Source organism: Candidatus Nitrosocosmicus sp. T (genome assembly GCF_054408485.1).
The window spans coordinates 2,517,124-2,533,590 of sequence record NZ_CP166992.1 but is presented as its reverse complement, the minus strand read 5'-3'; the positions used below and the strand labels follow the sequence as shown (position 1 = coordinate 2,533,590).

Sequence of the window (16,467 nt, the reverse complement as noted above, 5' to 3'; positions counted from 1 at the left end):
TTAAAAAATTCTTGAATTTCATAAGGAAGGGCGACTAAATGAAAAACGAAATAAGAAATACAGACAAACAAAACACAAAAAAAATTACTTGATGAAACTTGAAGATTAGTATTGATCAGCTGTAGACTACCATTTGCAGAAAATTCTATTAATTTTATTTACTTTTAAATTCAATTGATGATTTACATTATATAAGATTTATGAATAATCTCAAACTTATTTCTAAATTTTATAAGAAAAGAAATCCCACATGTAATAGTAATAATATATTGTATACAAACGTATATAATGTAAATTATCTCAAACTTAGTGTTGGCAAAGAAAATAAAACTCGAAATCACTATTCCATTAATGAAAAAGAAAAAAGGTACTTTACCACCATTGTTAAGATAATGATAGTAGGAATTAAAGTGCAACATGCATATTCTTAGGGGTTTTTCCTTCAATTACTAACATCAATTCCATATCATAATTTCTAAAATGTAACAGAAATAAAACCTTCATTAAATCAAGCTAGCATCATAAGTAAGATACATCAAAAAAAAAACAGAATACCATCATAATCATTTGCGAATAAATTGAATTTTACTGTATAATTTTCATATATCAACATTTTACTATTTTGATATTCTAATGCTTTTAAGGTTCGTGCTATTTTAATTGTGTCTGATTAATATGGCTCTAGTAACAAAAGTTCAAAAACTAAAAGACAGAAAACAGCACAATACCCATTATGACTCACTGTATGATGCTCTAATATATCTAAGTAACTATCCGATCCCATTAACAAAACATCGAATATCAACAAACAAGAACGTATTATCGTCATTATTATCCAAACAACTAATCAACCTAGTAATTAACAAAGATCTATTAATAAATAGTAAATATGTTGATGTTCCTCATTATATCATATCTCATAAAGGAATAGAGTACATCAAAAGATACGAATCTCTTCAACAATTGCTTGTTTGATTAGTTCATCTCTAATCAGATCTTTAATCCTCTGAAATTATAAGAAAGAAGCGATTCTAGTATATTGTTCTCACTTTCCTAAATGATAAAAAATATTATGATATATGAGTTGCTTTTATCCTCTTTCATTCTAATAGTATTATTGTGATGAAACCACTGATTTTGTCATATCAATACATTGAGAAATGTATCTTTATTCTTTTTTTAGGATAGATTTTACAGTTTTTATTGCCCTTTTATGACATTTCGGGGAGATTATTTTGATTTAGTTTTATTTCTATCAAGTACATACTTTCGAAAGAGATACATTTCGTCTTTAAAGCCCGTATAATGCCAATAATATTTGTTGACAACCATCGAAATAATAAACCAGATGATGCTATTTACCACAATAGTAAATAGAAAACCGTAATAATACGCCATTATAACACCTGTTATAGTACCTCCAATAAGAAAAGGGATTTGACGCTTAAGCGTTGATTTTAATACCGTGTCCAAATACTCTATCAATAAATATACCTAATAGTTTTTAACAATCTATTGAATTATTTGACTAAAGGTAATAGTCAGAACAAGAACAATAAAATAATAATTAGCGAGCCTCCAATTGCATAGAAATATTATCTTATTTTAAGAAGAATCGTATCTATATATACTTTGCATTCATATAAATACTATGAGTGACAATTTTGAAGTAGTTCAACGAGTGTTGACGCAACATTCTCATGTGAAAAATGTGGTCAGATTTTTAAATCCAGACAGGAGTTAAAGGAACATTCTAGCGCAACACATTAAATCAAATATATCTTTCTACCAATCAAAGTAGTTCTTAATATAGTATATAATGCAATACTATAACAATGTCAGAAATAAGAAAAAACGTTGATACACAATATGAGAATATAGTTGATTGGCTCAAAAAGGATCCAATCTGCAATGTAGATGAAACAATAGATGATGATAATACAGTTTTTATTATTAATGCCAGTTATTTTGAAGATTTTAAAATTGGAATCTATATTTATAAAAACGATGCAGGAAGAGTTGAAATTATATCAAGACCCCGCCTGTTAACTCAAGATGGTAAAACTTTACAGAATGCAGATGACAAAATAATTAATGATTTTCAAACACAATTGACCAAGGATTTGTTGAAAGTAGGTGTATTTTGTTCATTGCAAACAAACAAGGAGGGCAATTCCATTGGGCTCACATTGATATACCCTTTGTTTTTTGATACTTTGACACGAGAATTATTTATGCGCGCTGTTCATACAGTTGCTAGAGCGTGTCTTATAACCGCCATAGAGTTTGATAAATTTGCACTAGATTATCAATAGTAGAATCAAGCGTCAGGATTTTATTCAACCTTGGATCATATTCCACTGAAAGAGGACTGTTACTAATAGATAGATAGATAGATAGATACTATAGTCAAGGCCATGTCCACCAATGAGAAATCGAGTCTGTTTAATCCTTATTTGTAGTGGTTGAATTTGGATAAGTTATGCTACTATCTTACTATAGGCCCAAACCCTTGGTGTGATAGAGTTACAGGTCAACAGAAAATGAACTAAAAAAAATTAGCAGGTTTAAATAACTTATTAAACATCTTTAATTATATCAGGTGAAACCAATTACTCAGAAGAAAATCAACGGGTTTTTCACTAATACTTATCAAAAGTATTATAATACTATCTCCCTAAACAAAAATCTATTAATTTCGGGTTCTGTAGGCTTTCTTTCTAGTATTATTATTGCACACTATATTGCAGAATTTTCTACCAATTTTGTCCTTAATTCTGCAATAACTGTAATCACAGGATTCTTGACGTATAAGATAATTTTTGCAGTCCTTTTTCATATTGATAATAAGCGAAATTACACAAAGCGATTAACAGGAAAAATTAACTTTCCTGCGTTAAGACGGATTTTTATTAAAATGATATTTGCTAGCTCCATATTTGATACTGTTAATAATGTAAGTAGGTTTTTCCTTATAATACAATTACTGAAATTAGAATACTCCGCCATAGAGGCTGCTACGATTTCATCACTGATTGCTTCAGTGCTTTCCTATGCAATCATAAATTTAATAGTAAAATATATTCATCTATTTACCAAGAAGAAATGAGATTCTTGTGATTAAGAATTCGAGTAAGATTAAGAGGTGTAAATGATCTATCGATGCTTTATTGTCTCTATGGAACAATAAAGTCTTATGTTGCATTAGAACCCTACTACGACAGGGAACAATCCCCATGCTCATGGACTAGTTATAGGTTATAAACTTAAATCTTAATACTAACTGAATCATCAAAATTACATATCTGTTAATAAGACCCGGTTAAAGATTATCAATATGTATATCAAAGGCCTTTGTAACAGATATTCATTTTGATAATTATGTCAAATTCCAAACAATATATAGAAATATCATCCCGAAAGCCAACAATTCTTGTTACTAAATCTAATTGTTCAATCTCATCAAAATGATACATTATTTATTTGATTAATCGTTTGTTTGTCAAAGAATCCATAAATATTCTCATAAATATATTAATAGGTATTTGGAGGCACAATCTATTAAATCAAAGTATTAATAAAAAGTTAGCAGAATGGTAATACATGAAATGTTTTTACTCTGTGAATCTGAATTTGACTAGATACGGGTCACCTCATAAAATGTTGGGAAATGACATTACTGCTAGAATAAAATATTTCTTTATCTTCTGCATGACTGCTCTAGTTCTAGTGCCATTAGTTATACCTGATAGCGCCTTTGCTTTGCAAGTTATTTCGGGAAATCAGATTTCAATACAAGAACCTATTCAAGATGAAGTGGTAATCTTTGGAGAAACAGTATATATTGAGGCCCCTGTTAGAGGAGCAATAGTTTTTGCTAATAATATTTATGTCAATGCACCAATAGAGGGCGACCTTTTTGCAGCTGGAGGACAAGTAACGGTAAATGCTGATATTTCAGGAAAAATTGTGGCTGCTGGAAATATGATAGATTTAAGTGGAAAATCAACAAATGCAATTTTAGCAGCCAACAACATACACTTCGATCCGACATCTGTGATAGTTAAAGACGCATATGTCGCAGGTGGAACTGTCAACAACGAGGGTAACATATCAGGAAAACTGGTAGTTATGACTGACCATCTCCAAAACAATGGTACTATCGGAGACCTAGAGATAACGAGCCAGAATTCAATGACGCAGGATATGGAGGGTTGGTTAAGTCTTTTTGGTATTTTGTTCGTTATAGGATTTGGTATTTTAGGTATCATACTTGTCAAGTTATTACCAAATCAGTTTGATTCAGTTCGATTGGTTATGAATAAATCTATAATAAAAAACACGGTGGTGGGATTTCTATTAATCATCTTGTTTGTGGTTGTAATAGTGTTGGTAGCAATAACTGTAGTAGGGATGCCTGTATCGGCTTTTGGGGTATTGGTGCTTATTATCGGATTGATCCTCTCATCATTAATGGTATCATTTGCTCTCGGAAAAAAAATCCTCGAGTTATTGGGAAGAAAGTCATCAGGTGATATCAATAATATTTCTTCTTTTTTGATAGGATTTGTCATACTCAATATTTTATACATAGTTCCTATCCCCTACTTTGGTCAAATAGCCCAGGTGATCGTGACTTCTATGGGATTCGGGGCAATTTACTATACAGTTCGCAAAAGTCGCTCTACCGTTTATAATGATAAGGTGACTATATGATTGTTGTAATGCCGGTCCATAGACTCGCTCTTGTGAAACAAATAGACTCTTTCTTCCAATAATTATATAGTCGATATCCTGGCGAGATAAACTAGAATTGCAATAATTGACAAGTAAAACCTTGTTTAAATTAAGATTTATTAGAGCCTAAAATATGAATTCATAAAGCCCTTGCATATTTGTTCTTATAATTATATAAACGATGTTTTCTAACTAGTTTTATGTGCTGTGATTATGAAATACCATTAGAAGAGGAACAGAAGATAACAATAGAAAAAGAAAAGAAAATAATCCAACAACAATCAGAATCTAGAAAGGCAGAAGAAAAACCCATAGCTGCCTAATTTTTATTTTGACGTATCGCCTCCAGATTAAAAGTATAAATTGAATCCAATTTTATTTCTGCCTTTAGTATATGTTTGATTTATTTCAAGTTTATTGCAAATGAGTTGAAAAGAACCCACTTGTGCAGTGTTTCATGAAATAACTTAATGACCTCACAAAAATAAGATGATACATTCGTATTTGATAATGCTTCCAAATTCAAATTCGGAATAACACTTCGATTCATAATTTCATAAATCTTGATATTTTTAATTGTCCTACAATATGATGAGATTTCTTGAAGAACCGATATCCACATTAATTCCCACAACTTGTTCTACTTAAACAAAGTATTTCTTTGATTTGTAAATTTCATAAATAAGAAAAGATGACGTTTTTAGACTATATAGCTTATAATGATGTTCATAATTTTGTTATTTGTAGATAATAATAAACCTAAGATCTCTATGAAACGGCTCTAACTAAAGCATTAATAAATAAACCATATTATTATAGTTATAGTTGATTAGTTATAAAGCATGTTAATTATAATCAAGTAATGACAGATAATTTTATTGATGATGCAGCAAAGAAATTGAAAAATTCACAACAAGATGCTAAAGCTGAGGCTGAGACAGCACAAGATCATGCAGAGGGAAAACCTAGCTCAGAAACCCTAAACAAAGCAAAAGAAAAGGTAAAGGACGCTCTCGATTAATTTTTTTTGTTTTTCTGACTGTAAGTCTATTCGTTTAAACCATATCTTCATTATCTGTATTAGAATCCCATTACCCCAAGGTACTATCCTCAAGCTGCCAAACAAAATCTTGTTCAAGTTGTAAATCTTGTAATTAAATATCATCCATAAATCACCTTCTACCGACATTCCACATAGTTAAAAAAGAGTAGAACTTGAGAAATGGCTGCCTCTCAAACTTTCTCATAAAGTTTGTTATACATTTTAAGTAAAGATAAATAGTTGTTATAATTCAAAAAGAGATAAAGGTGGTTAGATTAAGGTGGAAGCCCGAAATGTATCCAGCATCAAGAGGCGGTGGTACTCAACCCGGTTGCGGGATATGTTGTAGAGTTATAATGTTCCAGAGCATTACATGCAGTAACGTTATTGTACATACAATCATTGATTAGTTGATCCATAGGAGAACTTTTGTTCTGAGCAAAAATTTCGATGGTAGTGATTACTGTCGTGACTCCCGTTGCAGCAGCAGCAACTGCGACAATAATTACTATAGTAGTTAACATAATTTTCATTTGATAGTTTTTATTCCTTTTTATGTATATAGGTTGTGATATGGAAATTGACATGATATTTGACAATTCAATTAAGCTAAAAGTGTCATCATATGATTATCAAAGATTTAACTAACTGATCTTAGAGCGGAAGGAAATATCCACCGAAATCAATCATCCGTCAAGGGAAAATACAAAATAACTCCTCAGCAATTTTGGATTCAAGGGAAGCCCGCTGCCTTCTATTTTTCGATTGTGACTCTATCAATTAGAAGCATTTACAATCTTGTTTAATGCTTCTTCTACGGAGTTGTTTATACCATCTTTTGCAAATCCCTTTCCAATACCTGGTATTTTGGACATGTCTAGATTCCAGATTACACTAATTTCAGTCCTGTTGACATCAGTTCCAGTCTGCAGCAAAGATATTGTTTTTACTCCAGTAACGGCGCCCCGAGTTTGATTTTCAATAACTGTATATTGTTCTGGAATAATTGTGATTATTTGGTAAGCTTTATTATTCATAAATGGTGGTGCAGGTACAGTAACTTCTCTTTCTACAGTGTTATTCGATTTGTTAATATTTTTTACAATTGAGATGGGCCAGTAGTCTGAATTCTTGTCCACATCTGAAATGATATTCCACACCTTATCTTTTGACGTGTTAACTATTTTCGTAGCATTGATGGTATCTGTCTGTTCAGCATAAGCAGGTATAATAGTGCTGGCAGGTCCAGCAAACAAAACAAGTAGGGTTGAAAATGCAATAATTACTACTGTTGTTACTGATGATATAATGGGAGCAGTTGATTTCACAGATTTTTCCTTTATTAATTTTGGTAATTTTATCATCCTGAAAATATCATACTTGATTATATTAACTATGTTGGACCTTTGAGACGTAACTATGTTACCTAAGGTATTTTATATAGAATATTTGTATATAATAATGTGTTTTTACAATGAAAATGAAAGTATTCCTAAATCTTTTTTACAAGATGGTCAAACGATACCCTAATCGGACATATGAAAACATTTTGTTACCAACAACAACTTGTCCTTTCTGAATGATTCATTGTGGTTCATGAATACCGTGATCGAATATTTATCAGGAAGGATATTCTCTTGAAACTTTGTGAATATGGTGAAATCAATCAAAGTAAGCTTATGAGTTACTGTGGCTTGAATAATGTTAAGCATAAAGAAATCTTGGATGATATGGTCAAAAAAGGGTTGATCAACAGAATGGAAGAAAATTGGGGTAGCAAAGTTATAATCAACTACAAAGTTTCAGAAAGAGGAAGATTAATTTTAAATGAGATTTTGGCACCTTATGAAGAGCTATTTCCAAGAAATAATGAGAAGGAGAGAGATTGATGAAAAAATCAAACAATGATGATAATGACAAAAGTAATTCTGATAACAACGATACAAGATCAGATTCTAGTATTTTTTACATAATGGATGGGATAATTGATCAGCTAAATAAAACCAAGAAACTTTTCATAATTATGTTAATAACCATTATGATTATACCTCCGATAGCATTTATGTTATCTTTTATGCTATTTGGATTTCCTTTTCATGATGACAACGATGATAGCAATTGGATAAACAATAAACCATGGAGTGACTCTGGCTCTAATTCTTCCTTTAACCCTTCATTTAGATATCTACCACTAATTCCAATTATTGTTGTTATTGTGTGGATGGGCATAGGGATCAGGCAATGGTTTATTCTTTCAAAATGGGATAAGAAATACAAGAAATATAAAGAATTACAAACAAAAATTAACGAAGAACTAGAAAAGGATGACAAATCTGAGTCTAAATAATTTTCAAAGATCATAAGACTGGTTTACTCAATTAATTTTTATAGATGCTTTGAAATAATATATTTTCTGTATTTGAAAAACTACGGTTCAAAATAATCCCTATATAATTAAAGGATTTGTAAACTATTCATTTTCCCATAATAAAGAGAATAGTCTATTTTATCATTTGACAAATATATCTATTAATAAGTTACCTAAACTATATAATAGTTCCTCACCTTCAATTAAGTATACGTTTCTTTTGATCGGATTCATTCTTTCAGTATTTGTAACGGTCTATAACCATTTTATTCCGATCTTCTGGAGATGTCAGGTAACTAAGTTACGTATCAAAGGTAAACAATGGTTATAATAACAATTTTGTAATATTTCAATATGACAAAAATAAATTCAAACAAAGTAAAAAAGAGACTGATACTACCTGTGGTTATTATAGCTGCAGTTGTTATCACAGGAGCTTTGTTAGTAAATCCCGCAATATCTTTTGTTACTGCCATTCAGTCATCAAATAAGACCACAAATGAGAGGGGAGAAGGGATGTTTGTCGAACAATCGCCAAAGATTAATGGTTCGATAAATGTCTTAGAAAAAGCACAAGCTGCTATTGAAAATGATCTAAAAACATCTTTCGTTCAAGCCGCTGATATTGCCGCAAGACAATCTAATAATGACATCATTTTGATGGGTGGTCATCTCGGGATGGAACAAGGATATTTAGTATACAAATTCTTTTCACTAAATCCTACTAACCATACCGGATACAAGACAATCGTTGATGCAGGAAATGGTGCTGTGCTGTTCAAAACAGAGGATATACAGATGATGAATTTCTTTGCCAAATCAGGAGACCAAAGTATGGAGGGATATGGAATGCCTGGATTTGCAGGTGAACATGGATACGGTTATGGACAAGGACAAGGACAAGGACTGGAAGAGGAACATAAGTCATTTGGATTTGGAGATTGGAAAGGCCTATGGGGATTCCATGGTCATGGTGATAAAATTAGTAACGGACCATGGCGCGAATCACCATAATAAGAATTGAGGTAATAACTGTAGTTGAGGACTTTTCATCATCATCATAACGACGATCTCCTTGAGTATAAAAAAGGTCCAGTAGTATGACTAATGTAGGATAACACCTACTTTTGTAAATAGTAAAAGTATTCAGAAAAGTCGTAAACAATCAGGTGCAAAACCGTTGATAATGACTGTGTATGTTTCCAGATGTCTCTTCTTGGTACTATATATCGTATGCTAATTTAATAATTTAATATAAATAATTCATTCAAGATCTATTTCATTGTTTTAATATCTATTGGAATGATGGTAGTACCCACAATAAATATCTCAACCCAACAAGATGCTATAGCTCAATCTCAATCTACAATAAACCAAACGAATCAAATGAATCAGGGCAACCAAACTAACGCATTAGATTGTAAAGCGCTCAGTTCACAAACTAGTAAAAGTGCTGTACCAATCAATAACCCAAACAAGGATGTTTGTGATACTATCATTTTGAGAACAGATCCCCTAATTATAGGTCAAAATGGAACCATCTTAAACAAATTCCTAGTTATAAACTCGATAATAGAAATAATGCATGCACCAGCTAACTTTTCCTCTGCTGCAGGAGTCAACAGCAATAATAACGAATCTAATCCAATGGTTGTAGTGATGGGTGAATTTGCATTATTACAAAGTGAGCTTAAACCCGCCTTGATGTCTTTATCAAAAGCAAACCTAAATGTAACTGCAGTACATAATCATCCAATTCTAGAAAAACCTCCAATGATATTTGTACATTGGAATACGATGGGCAACCTTGATACGGTTATGGGACAAATAAAGGATGTAGTAGCTGATTATGAGAAGATTCAGCTACAGTCAGGATCAAATCTAAACAATGCCTCCAATTCAACAGGAAATCCATTAGATCAAATAGGCAAAACCTTGGGAGGAGCATTAGGATTAGATAAATAGCAATCTCTTTACAATTTATGGAAATATTATAACCCTTATTTTATAAAGATCAAAGTCAATATAATTTATATTATCACGATCCGTGAAACGTGATTTAAGCAGGAAAAGATTTTACTAATACAAACTTGTTCATAAATACGTTCCTTCACGGATTTGACTTTACCTTAAGCAACTAACTTCATCTTAATTTCGAGTGGCTTTAAAGGAAATAGGATTGTATGATTCTATTATCGATATTGTTTCTCTATACCATATCAAACATTTCTAATGACTACAAATGTAAGTATTTGGCCTTATATGGGATGGATACTATATCAGTCGAGGAAATACCATTCATGTAATATCCAATTCTTCAGAAATATTAAAGAAATATTAGCAGTTGTGGGTAACTAAAAAATAACTGTAAGGGCTTTAAAAGATTAAGAGCTTGTAGCTCTCACCTAATTACAAAAGTAGGAATATCACACCAAAATTCGTCTAATACGTTGCCAAATACACATTTGATCTGTCTTGAATCACCTATATCAGGTGTAATTCCTACTGGATGCTCAATCTTGTCTAATGCGTAGGAGAACACTGATTTTATCTTCTCATCAATCTGTTCTTTGCTTACAAATGGATTAGCAAGCCCAGTCATATTGTCATTTGTCTGAGTTACTGTACTGTTCATTTGTACGTACCCAATAGTAGGAGATTTGCTGAAATCATCCAGCATGAATGCCATCAACACATCTTTGGCTTTGATAAAGTCAGTTGCTGTGCCGGTCATCGTATATGTTGTATCAAAATACGTTCCTATATAACTAGCTCCATCGATAACGGTAAAATCGCCTTCTGTAGTTTTTGCAACTTTAATGACATAATTTGACTGTGCGATTGCTGTTGACATTGATACACAAAAAATTAGACCCCACATAATTACAAGGATTTCAACCATAAGGACTATTTTGAATTTAATTCTCATATCCTAGGTCAAGAAGTGATAAATATAAAGATATCACAAAAAAGCCCTGTTTCAAGCTTCCAAACTGATTTAATCTTTTTTGATTTCATCCTTTTCATACTACATATATTATTATTGACAATAGATTGGATTCAACCTTGAATCGTATCCTCATGCGCCCCAAGCTCAGTGATCCCTTCTATGGTAGAAGCCTCTATTTTAGAGGCGTGTTATACCATACAATGTCCTTCAGGGATCCATGAAATAGATCGAATAAAGAAATTAGTGTCGATAGAGAGGCTATTATGAGCCAGTTCCGTGTTTGGCCTTTCCTCTCAACCATAATAATGACCTTCGGTGAACGGAACAGAAACCCGGGTCATCCTTTCAAATACTATTTTGTCAACATTTTATTTAAACAATGATTATCAATATTCTGTAAATTTTTCATTAATCAAATCCTATGTTGTGAGTTTAATTGATGTCTTCTTTCAATGTACTCATAGTTAAAGTATTGATAACTTGTAATCAGATGTTTTGAACAAACTATAAATGAATGCTCTCTCTTAATTGTCATTTTACTTGCTCATACTACAAATAACTCGAATTGTAGTTCTATTACAGAAAACCTTATGAAAAAGTCAAACCGCTCTTAATAATGTCATCTGCTGAAACGATAAGATAAACAATACAAAAATTGGCCGATACGTTTAATGACCCCCAGTAAGAGAGAAATATCTTACTTTGATTTTTATGACGAATCTTTGGTTACGTATGGTTTTCCTCCATATTTTTCAAATGATAAAGAGGGGTTTAAACAATTTATCCATCTTCTGTGGAAAGCGTTTCCTGATATAAGAATTACCTTTGAAGATGTAATTATAGAAGGGAACAAAATTGCAGGTAGATATGTTCTAGAGGGCACACATAACGGAGAATTTCTAGATCTTAAACCAACTAATAAGCAATTCAAAGTCAATGGAATGACTATATTTTATTTTCAGAATTCAAAATGTTTAAAGAGATGGAACATTGTGGATATGCCTGCATGGATGGAACAATTAAAAAACTAGGTACGAAAACGTAGTCCACTTTAGGTGTTCGAGCTAAATCTTAACCTTGGATTATATTCAACCTTGAATCGTATCCCCACGCGCCCGGACTGTTTCAATTATTTTATGATTACATATTTTATACTTCCGCTAGAGAATTCATTTGTCATAGATCAAAATATACTTGAATTGTCCATACCGAATTACTCAAAATAATCTTAAAATTCATTATTTTTCAGCCTTTATTAATAGAATAAATATCTGAATCAATCATTTTAGGACTTTGATGTTTTTCCTTTTAATCTGTTCCCCAAGGATTATCTATGACAAACCGCCAAGTTCCATCGTCTTGTTGACGGAGAACATCCGCAGATTTGGATGCCATATTAACAGGCTTGTTATCAGGTCCAGTTCCACTAAATGACCATTCAGTAGTCACTAAAGCAAGATCGCTTGCTTGAAGTACCCTCTTTACTTTTAGATCCAATTTGCCCTTCAAATCGATGAAACTACGTAGACTTTGGCGTACGGATTCTGGACTCTTTGCAAGTTGTCCTGGCTGAGTTGCAAAACATGCATCAGCCTCATAGAGCGTCATGAGGTCATCTAGATTCCCTGTGTTGATACCCTCAACTACTGAATTTAGTACATCTTCAGGTGTCATTTTTTTAGACATGCAGTGATTTTGTGATTGCTGGCTTTAAGTTTATCACGAAAAATCAACTACTGCTAGCTAGAAAGACAATGCCACATGCCGGTTATATTATTTATTGTATGCAACAAGTATAATTCAAGTCTGATTTGAAAAATATATTTTATAATATCTATTACTACATTCACCTGACCAGTTAATCAAATCTATTTTAAGATTAAAACTACATTATTATAAATTTGTACTATTCCATACTACCACAAGGAACTTAATCCTTATGGGTGTATCCAGCCGGAGATAAAATTTTGAGATGTGTCGAATAATTATGATTGGGCTCTTAGCTGCCTAGGGTTTATTTCATCCAATATACTGTATTAAAAAACTATTTTATTAAAAAGTATTATACCTATATTTTTTTCATCAATTGATATATTATCTAAGATTGAGGCCCTTTGAAACTAAATTTTTTTTAATATTCATCTACAATTCTTTAAATTCAATAACATCATACAACGATAATATTCATTAACATTAGAGATAACGTGGATAGTATATCGTCTTCTGTGAAACCCAAAAACAACCGGATTCTGATTATTTTTATATTCATGGGGATCTCCGTTATCATAGATTCTCAGATCGGTATTATCGCAGATTTTATTCCTGAATATATATCCTCTTTGCCTGCAGGATTATATTCGGCCGCCCAAACTGTTTCTCAGGATAATATACTTTTAAGATCAATTAGGAAATCAGTCACTGAACAAGCCAATTTTCTGGATGGTATTGGAACTGCTCAAAGAAATAAAGAGTTAGAATCCAGAGTTTTGAAGATTGCCAAGAATCTTGAAGAGGAAATCGAAGAAAAATCTGGAGTTGAAACGTCATTGACTGAAAATGAAGTGGTCGATTATGTACAATATGTTATCAATGAAATTCATAGAAAATAAAAATAATAAATGATCTTTTAAATCAACTGATTATTCGCTGAACTTGAGAAAACTTTATTATATATAATTGGATTGTGTTTGAACCTTGAACTGTATCCCCACGGATGAGAACTGTTACTAATAGACATCTTCATTAGATTATAGCATGTAGAAAGAAGCTATTTTTTAGAGGGATTGGATTCATAATAAATAACATAAAAGTAGATAACTACTAGAACCAAACATCAAATCAAAAATAATTAAAAAAAATGATAACGAATTTGCTATCTACTTGAAGTGACCTTTCTTCCATCCATCTTTATATCCACTATAAAATGCGTTCGATTCTCCGTTTGGATCATCTTCTCTTTGGTTAATAGTTACCAATGAATCCTGAATAAAATATATATGGAAAACTAGAATCAGATATTACTTAATATAAAAGATGTTATCTAAATTTGAGTCAAGAATCTAATAAATGGTTATTTAGATGGCACTATGCTGAGTGCTTGCTTGAGGTTTGTTTTTTGAATTAAGTTTACCATGCGAATATTTGAATTATGAGGAAAACTTTTTGAGATTAAGGATGTAGTAATGATATGAGTAGTGCTATAGACCATTTCTCTTCAACCTCTAGGGAGTATTCATTCTCTAGACCCGTCTATCCAGATCTTCTTTACAAGTTTTTGAATGATATAACGCCAAACAAGAATATGGCGTGGGACTGCGCTACTGGGAATGGACAGGCCGCCATAGGGCTTTGTAAATACTTCAAAAATGTAATAGCAAGCGATGCAAGTAAAGGTCAGTTGGAATATCAATTCAACAGAAATAATATTAAATATGAAATGTTTCCTGCGGAAAAAGCCAATATACAGGACAACTCTGTTGACCTGATAACTGTTGCCCAGGCTGCTCATTGGTTTGATCTTGATAAGTTCTATAAGGAGGTAACAAGAATAAGTAAGAGTAGTGGTGTCTTGGCTATATGGTCCTATGGTATGCATAAAATTGATAATAATATTGATAAGATCAGTGAAAAGTTAAACGTAGACGGAGATATCCTAGGAAGGTATTGGCCCAGTGAAACAAACTATGTCAAAGAAGATTACAGAACAATTCCTTTTCCTTTCAAAGAGATCTCATCCCCAAAATTTGAGATGACCGTAAATTGGAATCTTAACGACCTCATTAATTATATGCAAACCTGGTCTGCAGTAAAAAGATTTAATACAGAAAAAAAGTTCGATCCACTGAGTTTGGTTATGGAAGATCTGAAAAGATTGTGGGGGAAGCATGGCAAACGAAAAATTGTGAAATGGGATATCAATCTCAGAGTAGGAAAAATTCAAATTTAGTTATAATCATATAGCAGGAAAACCTTGTAGCCAAATTATTATAACCACACAGTATCAATTCAAACATTGTAAGAATATCTTTATTATTTAATTGCATTAGAACCCTACTACAAGAATCTTACTTTCATAGAATAGTACCATGGTATCCTGTATTCTAGTCATATCTCAATCACAATCTTCAAGTCAAAACAGCCAAGTAATACAGGGTGGTGATACAATAGGTTATGACAGCTTTGGTTGCTTTTTGGTTAAAAAGCCTACTTTAATAATCCGATTAGATTTTCTGGTCTATATAGAAACTATCATTATAATAATTGCAATTATTACTAAATTCATGATTGTGAATTTGATAATCTGAGTATAACACTTTTTATAAAAAAGATAGAAATATTTCTAATGCAATTAACGTCTAATTTAAAAAAATGGTAATTAAGAACTACGAATGATACTTTTAATTTTCTCTTTCATTTCAGGAGTCATATCCTCTTCTTTCATATTGTGATCTTTTTTGGCATGCTCCATTCCATTCTTCAATACTTCTTCCTCAGTTTCACCTTTAACAACGTGGTCACATTCAAATCCTGCTTCTCGACAGTTTATTGTTTTCATTAATTAATATTAAAAATACTATCTTATAACTACGATGATAGAAACGGTTCTTCTTCCTTCGAAAAAAAATAATTACAATTCATAATCTTAAACCTAACAGTTGTTATTGTACTTGCAGAAACCCCAAGTGTGAGGCTAACATTATAAATCTGATCCTACCCACACTATCAATTCAGGAGATTTTATAGACGTAAATTCTATTTGACGAACTATATCCCCACGCACCACGACTAACTACATGGATTCAAATCCTATGACTCGATTAATTATGATGGATTGGGAAGAAAGAATTGTCATTTGAGAAAGAGACAAAGTGTATCCTAACTACAAAACTTTGTGCGACTGTCATCAACATAATTAACTTTACTTAACATAAAAAACGCTCAATTATTTTAGAATTATACTACTAGTTTAGGAAGCATAATAATTTGGATCTTTAAAGAGGCATTGAATAAAACGTTAGCATGATAATTTTGATCCAATTTTTAGAAATATGGTAGGTTAACCCACAAAAAATAATAATCTATCATCTAACCAAGGATTATGGTAGACGGTATACCAAATACAAAATGTATTAGAGTAAAGTTACTCACTATGATATCTAAATATTCTACAAGATTTACTACATATGTTAGGTAGACACCTTATAACCGTAGCAAATTATCCCCTTTTTAAATATCTTTTACTAATCTTTAAAGCTGTTAGTGGTGTTACTTCGATATTATATCCACTTTTTTACTGATACGGTTTGTTGGCATTTCCTTCACAAATTAATAATTGTTTAGTCATCGGAGAGACCATTTATTCTATACTAA

Annotated in this window: 19 protein-coding genes; 14 read left to right on the top strand and 5 right to left on the bottom strand. The window is 31.8% G+C overall.

The window, feature by feature from the left end; translation table 11 throughout:
* Positions 1-200 precede the first annotated feature (200 nt).
* From AB0A59_RS13025 to AB0A59_RS12995, 7 genes are all read left to right on the top strand, one after another.
* Positions 201-431: a hypothetical protein gene (locus AB0A59_RS13025; RefSeq protein WP_458744430.1), complete on the top strand. Its 231-nt coding sequence runs from the start codon at positions 201-203 to the stop codon at positions 429-431.
* Positions 432-675: 244 nt separating this feature from the next.
* Complete coding sequence (locus AB0A59_RS13020; protein ID WP_458744429.1) at positions 676-975, top strand: hypothetical protein; 300 nt, start codon at positions 676-678, stop codon at positions 973-975.
* 860 nt (positions 976-1,835) lie between these two features.
* Entirely contained in the window at positions 1,836-2,315 is a 480-nt protein-coding gene (locus AB0A59_RS13015; protein ID WP_458744427.1) for a DUF2299 family protein, read from the top strand.
* Positions 2,316-2,602: 287 nt separating this feature from the next.
* Positions 2,603-3,109: a hypothetical protein gene (locus AB0A59_RS13010; RefSeq protein ID WP_458744425.1), complete on the top strand. Its 507-nt coding sequence runs from the start codon at positions 2,603-2,605 to the stop codon at positions 3,107-3,109.
* A gap of 494 nt (positions 3,110-3,603) precedes the next feature.
* The gene (locus tag AB0A59_RS13005) at positions 3,604-4,716 is read left to right on the top strand and encodes a hypothetical protein (RefSeq protein WP_458744423.1); all 1,113 of its coding nucleotides are present in this window, start codon (positions 3,604-3,606) and stop codon (positions 4,714-4,716) included.
* A gap of 221 nt (positions 4,717-4,937) precedes the next feature.
* Complete coding sequence (locus AB0A59_RS13000) at positions 4,938-5,060, top strand: hypothetical protein (protein WP_458744421.1); 123 nt, start codon at positions 4,938-4,940, stop codon at positions 5,058-5,060.
* Positions 5,061-5,599: 539 nt separating this feature from the next.
* Positions 5,600-5,758, top strand: a complete 159-nt coding sequence (locus AB0A59_RS12995; protein WP_458744419.1) for a hypothetical protein — start codon at positions 5,600-5,602, stop codon at positions 5,756-5,758.
* 326 nt (positions 5,759-6,084) lie between these two features.
* On the opposite strand, the gene AB0A59_RS12990 is transcribed toward AB0A59_RS12995, so the two are convergent.
* A complete protein-coding gene (locus AB0A59_RS12990; RefSeq protein ID WP_458744417.1) occupies positions 6,085-6,312 on the bottom strand; it encodes a hypothetical protein in 228 nt (75 codons plus the stop codon).
* A gap of 243 nt (positions 6,313-6,555) precedes the next feature.
* Positions 6,556-7,143 (bottom strand): hypothetical protein, encoded by a 588-nt coding sequence (locus AB0A59_RS12985; RefSeq protein WP_458744415.1) that lies wholly within the window; start codon positions 7,141-7,143, stop codon positions 6,556-6,558.
* Between the two features lie 273 nt (positions 7,144-7,416).
* On the opposite strand from AB0A59_RS12985, the gene AB0A59_RS12980 reads away from it, so the two are divergent.
* From AB0A59_RS12980 to AB0A59_RS12965, 4 genes are all read left to right on the top strand, one after another.
* Positions 7,417-7,668 carry a winged helix-turn-helix domain-containing protein gene (locus AB0A59_RS12980; RefSeq protein ID WP_458744413.1) on the top strand — a complete coding sequence of 84 codons (252 nt, stop codon included), beginning with the start codon at positions 7,417-7,419 and terminating at the stop codon, positions 7,666-7,668.
* A complete protein-coding gene (locus AB0A59_RS12975; RefSeq protein WP_458744412.1) occupies positions 7,668-8,126 on the top strand; it encodes a hypothetical protein in 459 nt (152 codons plus the stop codon). Before AB0A59_RS12980 ends, AB0A59_RS12975 begins: the two co-directional genes overlap by 1 nt.
* A 375-nt stretch (positions 8,127-8,501) precedes the next feature.
* Positions 8,502-9,161 carry a hypothetical protein gene (locus tag AB0A59_RS12970; RefSeq protein ID WP_458744411.1) on the top strand — a complete coding sequence of 220 codons (660 nt, stop codon included), beginning with the start codon at positions 8,502-8,504 and terminating at the stop codon, positions 9,159-9,161.
* A 288-nt stretch (positions 9,162-9,449) separates the two neighbouring features.
* Positions 9,450-10,112: a DUF1259 domain-containing protein gene (locus tag AB0A59_RS12965; protein WP_458744410.1), complete on the top strand. Its 663-nt coding sequence runs from the start codon at positions 9,450-9,452 to the stop codon at positions 10,110-10,112.
* Positions 10,113-10,548: 436 nt separating this feature from the next.
* Here AB0A59_RS12965 and AB0A59_RS12960 read toward each other — a convergent pair whose 3' ends face one another.
* A complete protein-coding gene (locus AB0A59_RS12960) occupies positions 10,549-11,076 on the bottom strand; it encodes a hypothetical protein (protein ID WP_458744408.1) in 528 nt (175 codons plus the stop codon).
* A gap of 692 nt (positions 11,077-11,768) precedes the next feature.
* Here AB0A59_RS12960 and AB0A59_RS12955 point away from each other — a divergent pair.
* On the top strand, positions 11,769-12,128 hold the full coding sequence (locus AB0A59_RS12955) for an ester cyclase (protein ID WP_458744406.1): 360 nt from the start codon (positions 11,769-11,771) through the stop codon (positions 12,126-12,128).
* A gap of 277 nt (positions 12,129-12,405) precedes the next feature.
* On the opposite strand, the gene AB0A59_RS12950 is transcribed toward AB0A59_RS12955, so the two are convergent.
* Positions 12,406-12,783: a YybH family protein gene (locus tag AB0A59_RS12950; protein WP_458744405.1), complete on the bottom strand. Its 378-nt coding sequence runs from the start codon at positions 12,781-12,783 to the stop codon at positions 12,406-12,408.
* A 581-nt stretch (positions 12,784-13,364) separates the two neighbouring features.
* Here AB0A59_RS12950 and AB0A59_RS12945 point away from each other — a divergent pair.
* Both AB0A59_RS12945 and AB0A59_RS12940 read left to right on the top strand, forming a co-directional pair.
* Positions 13,365-13,706: a hypothetical protein gene (locus AB0A59_RS12945; protein ID WP_458744403.1), complete on the top strand. Its 342-nt coding sequence runs from the start codon at positions 13,365-13,367 to the stop codon at positions 13,704-13,706.
* Between the two features lie 578 nt (positions 13,707-14,284).
* Positions 14,285-15,043 carry a class I SAM-dependent methyltransferase gene (locus AB0A59_RS12940; protein WP_458744401.1) on the top strand — a complete coding sequence of 253 codons (759 nt, stop codon included), beginning with the start codon at positions 14,285-14,287 and terminating at the stop codon, positions 15,041-15,043.
* Positions 15,044-15,472: 429 nt separating this feature from the next.
* Here the strand turns inward: AB0A59_RS12940 and AB0A59_RS12935 are convergent, their stop codons facing one another.
* Entirely contained in the window at positions 15,473-15,652 is a 180-nt protein-coding gene (locus AB0A59_RS12935; protein ID WP_458744400.1) for a DUF1059 domain-containing protein, read from the bottom strand.
* Between the last annotated feature and the right edge of the window lie 815 nt (positions 15,653-16,467).

What these genes read in the sequence shown, in the direction of transcription:
- AB0A59_RS13025 (WP_458744430.1), top strand. Translation starts at nt 201, where the DNA reads ATGAATAATCTCAAACTTATTTCTAAATTTTATAAGAAAAGAAATCCC.
- AB0A59_RS13020 (WP_458744429.1), top strand. Translation starts at nt 676, where the DNA reads ATGGCTCTAGTAACAAAAGTTCAAAAACTAAAAGACAGAAAACAGCAC.
- AB0A59_RS13015 (WP_458744427.1), top strand. Translation starts at nt 1,836, where the DNA reads ATGTCAGAAATAAGAAAAAACGTTGATACACAATATGAGAATATAGTT.
- AB0A59_RS13005 (WP_458744423.1), top strand. Translation starts at nt 3,604, where the DNA reads ATGAAATGTTTTTACTCTGTGAATCTGAATTTGACTAGATACGGGTCA.
- AB0A59_RS13000 (WP_458744421.1), top strand. Translation starts at nt 4,938, where the DNA reads ATGTGCTGTGATTATGAAATACCATTAGAAGAGGAACAGAAGATAACA.
- AB0A59_RS12995 (WP_458744419.1), top strand. Translation starts at nt 5,600, where the DNA reads ATGACAGATAATTTTATTGATGATGCAGCAAAGAAATTGAAAAATTCA.
- AB0A59_RS12990 (WP_458744417.1), bottom strand. Translation starts at nt 6,312, where the DNA reads ATGAAAATTATGTTAACTACTATAGTAATTATTGTCGCAGTTGCTGCT.
- AB0A59_RS12985 (WP_458744415.1), bottom strand. Translation starts at nt 7,143, where the DNA reads ATGATAAAATTACCAAAATTAATAAAGGAAAAATCTGTGAAATCAACT.
- AB0A59_RS12975 (WP_458744412.1), top strand. Translation starts at nt 7,668, where the DNA reads ATGAAAAAATCAAACAATGATGATAATGACAAAAGTAATTCTGATAAC.
- AB0A59_RS12970 (WP_458744411.1), top strand. Translation starts at nt 8,502, where the DNA reads ATGACAAAAATAAATTCAAACAAAGTAAAAAAGAGACTGATACTACCT.
- AB0A59_RS12965 (WP_458744410.1), top strand. Translation starts at nt 9,450, where the DNA reads ATGATGGTAGTACCCACAATAAATATCTCAACCCAACAAGATGCTATA.
- AB0A59_RS12960 (WP_458744408.1), bottom strand. Translation starts at nt 11,076, where the DNA reads ATGAGAATTAAATTCAAAATAGTCCTTATGGTTGAAATCCTTGTAATT.
- AB0A59_RS12955 (WP_458744406.1), top strand. Translation starts at nt 11,769, where the DNA reads ATGACCCCCAGTAAGAGAGAAATATCTTACTTTGATTTTTATGACGAA.
- AB0A59_RS12950 (WP_458744405.1), bottom strand. Translation starts at nt 12,783, where the DNA reads ATGTCTAAAAAAATGACACCTGAAGATGTACTAAATTCAGTAGTTGAG.
- AB0A59_RS12945 (WP_458744403.1), top strand. Translation starts at nt 13,365, where the DNA reads ATGGGGATCTCCGTTATCATAGATTCTCAGATCGGTATTATCGCAGAT.
- AB0A59_RS12940 (WP_458744401.1), top strand. Translation starts at nt 14,285, where the DNA reads ATGAGTAGTGCTATAGACCATTTCTCTTCAACCTCTAGGGAGTATTCA.
- AB0A59_RS12935 (WP_458744400.1), bottom strand. Translation starts at nt 15,652, where the DNA reads ATGAAAACAATAAACTGTCGAGAAGCAGGATTTGAATGTGACCACGTT.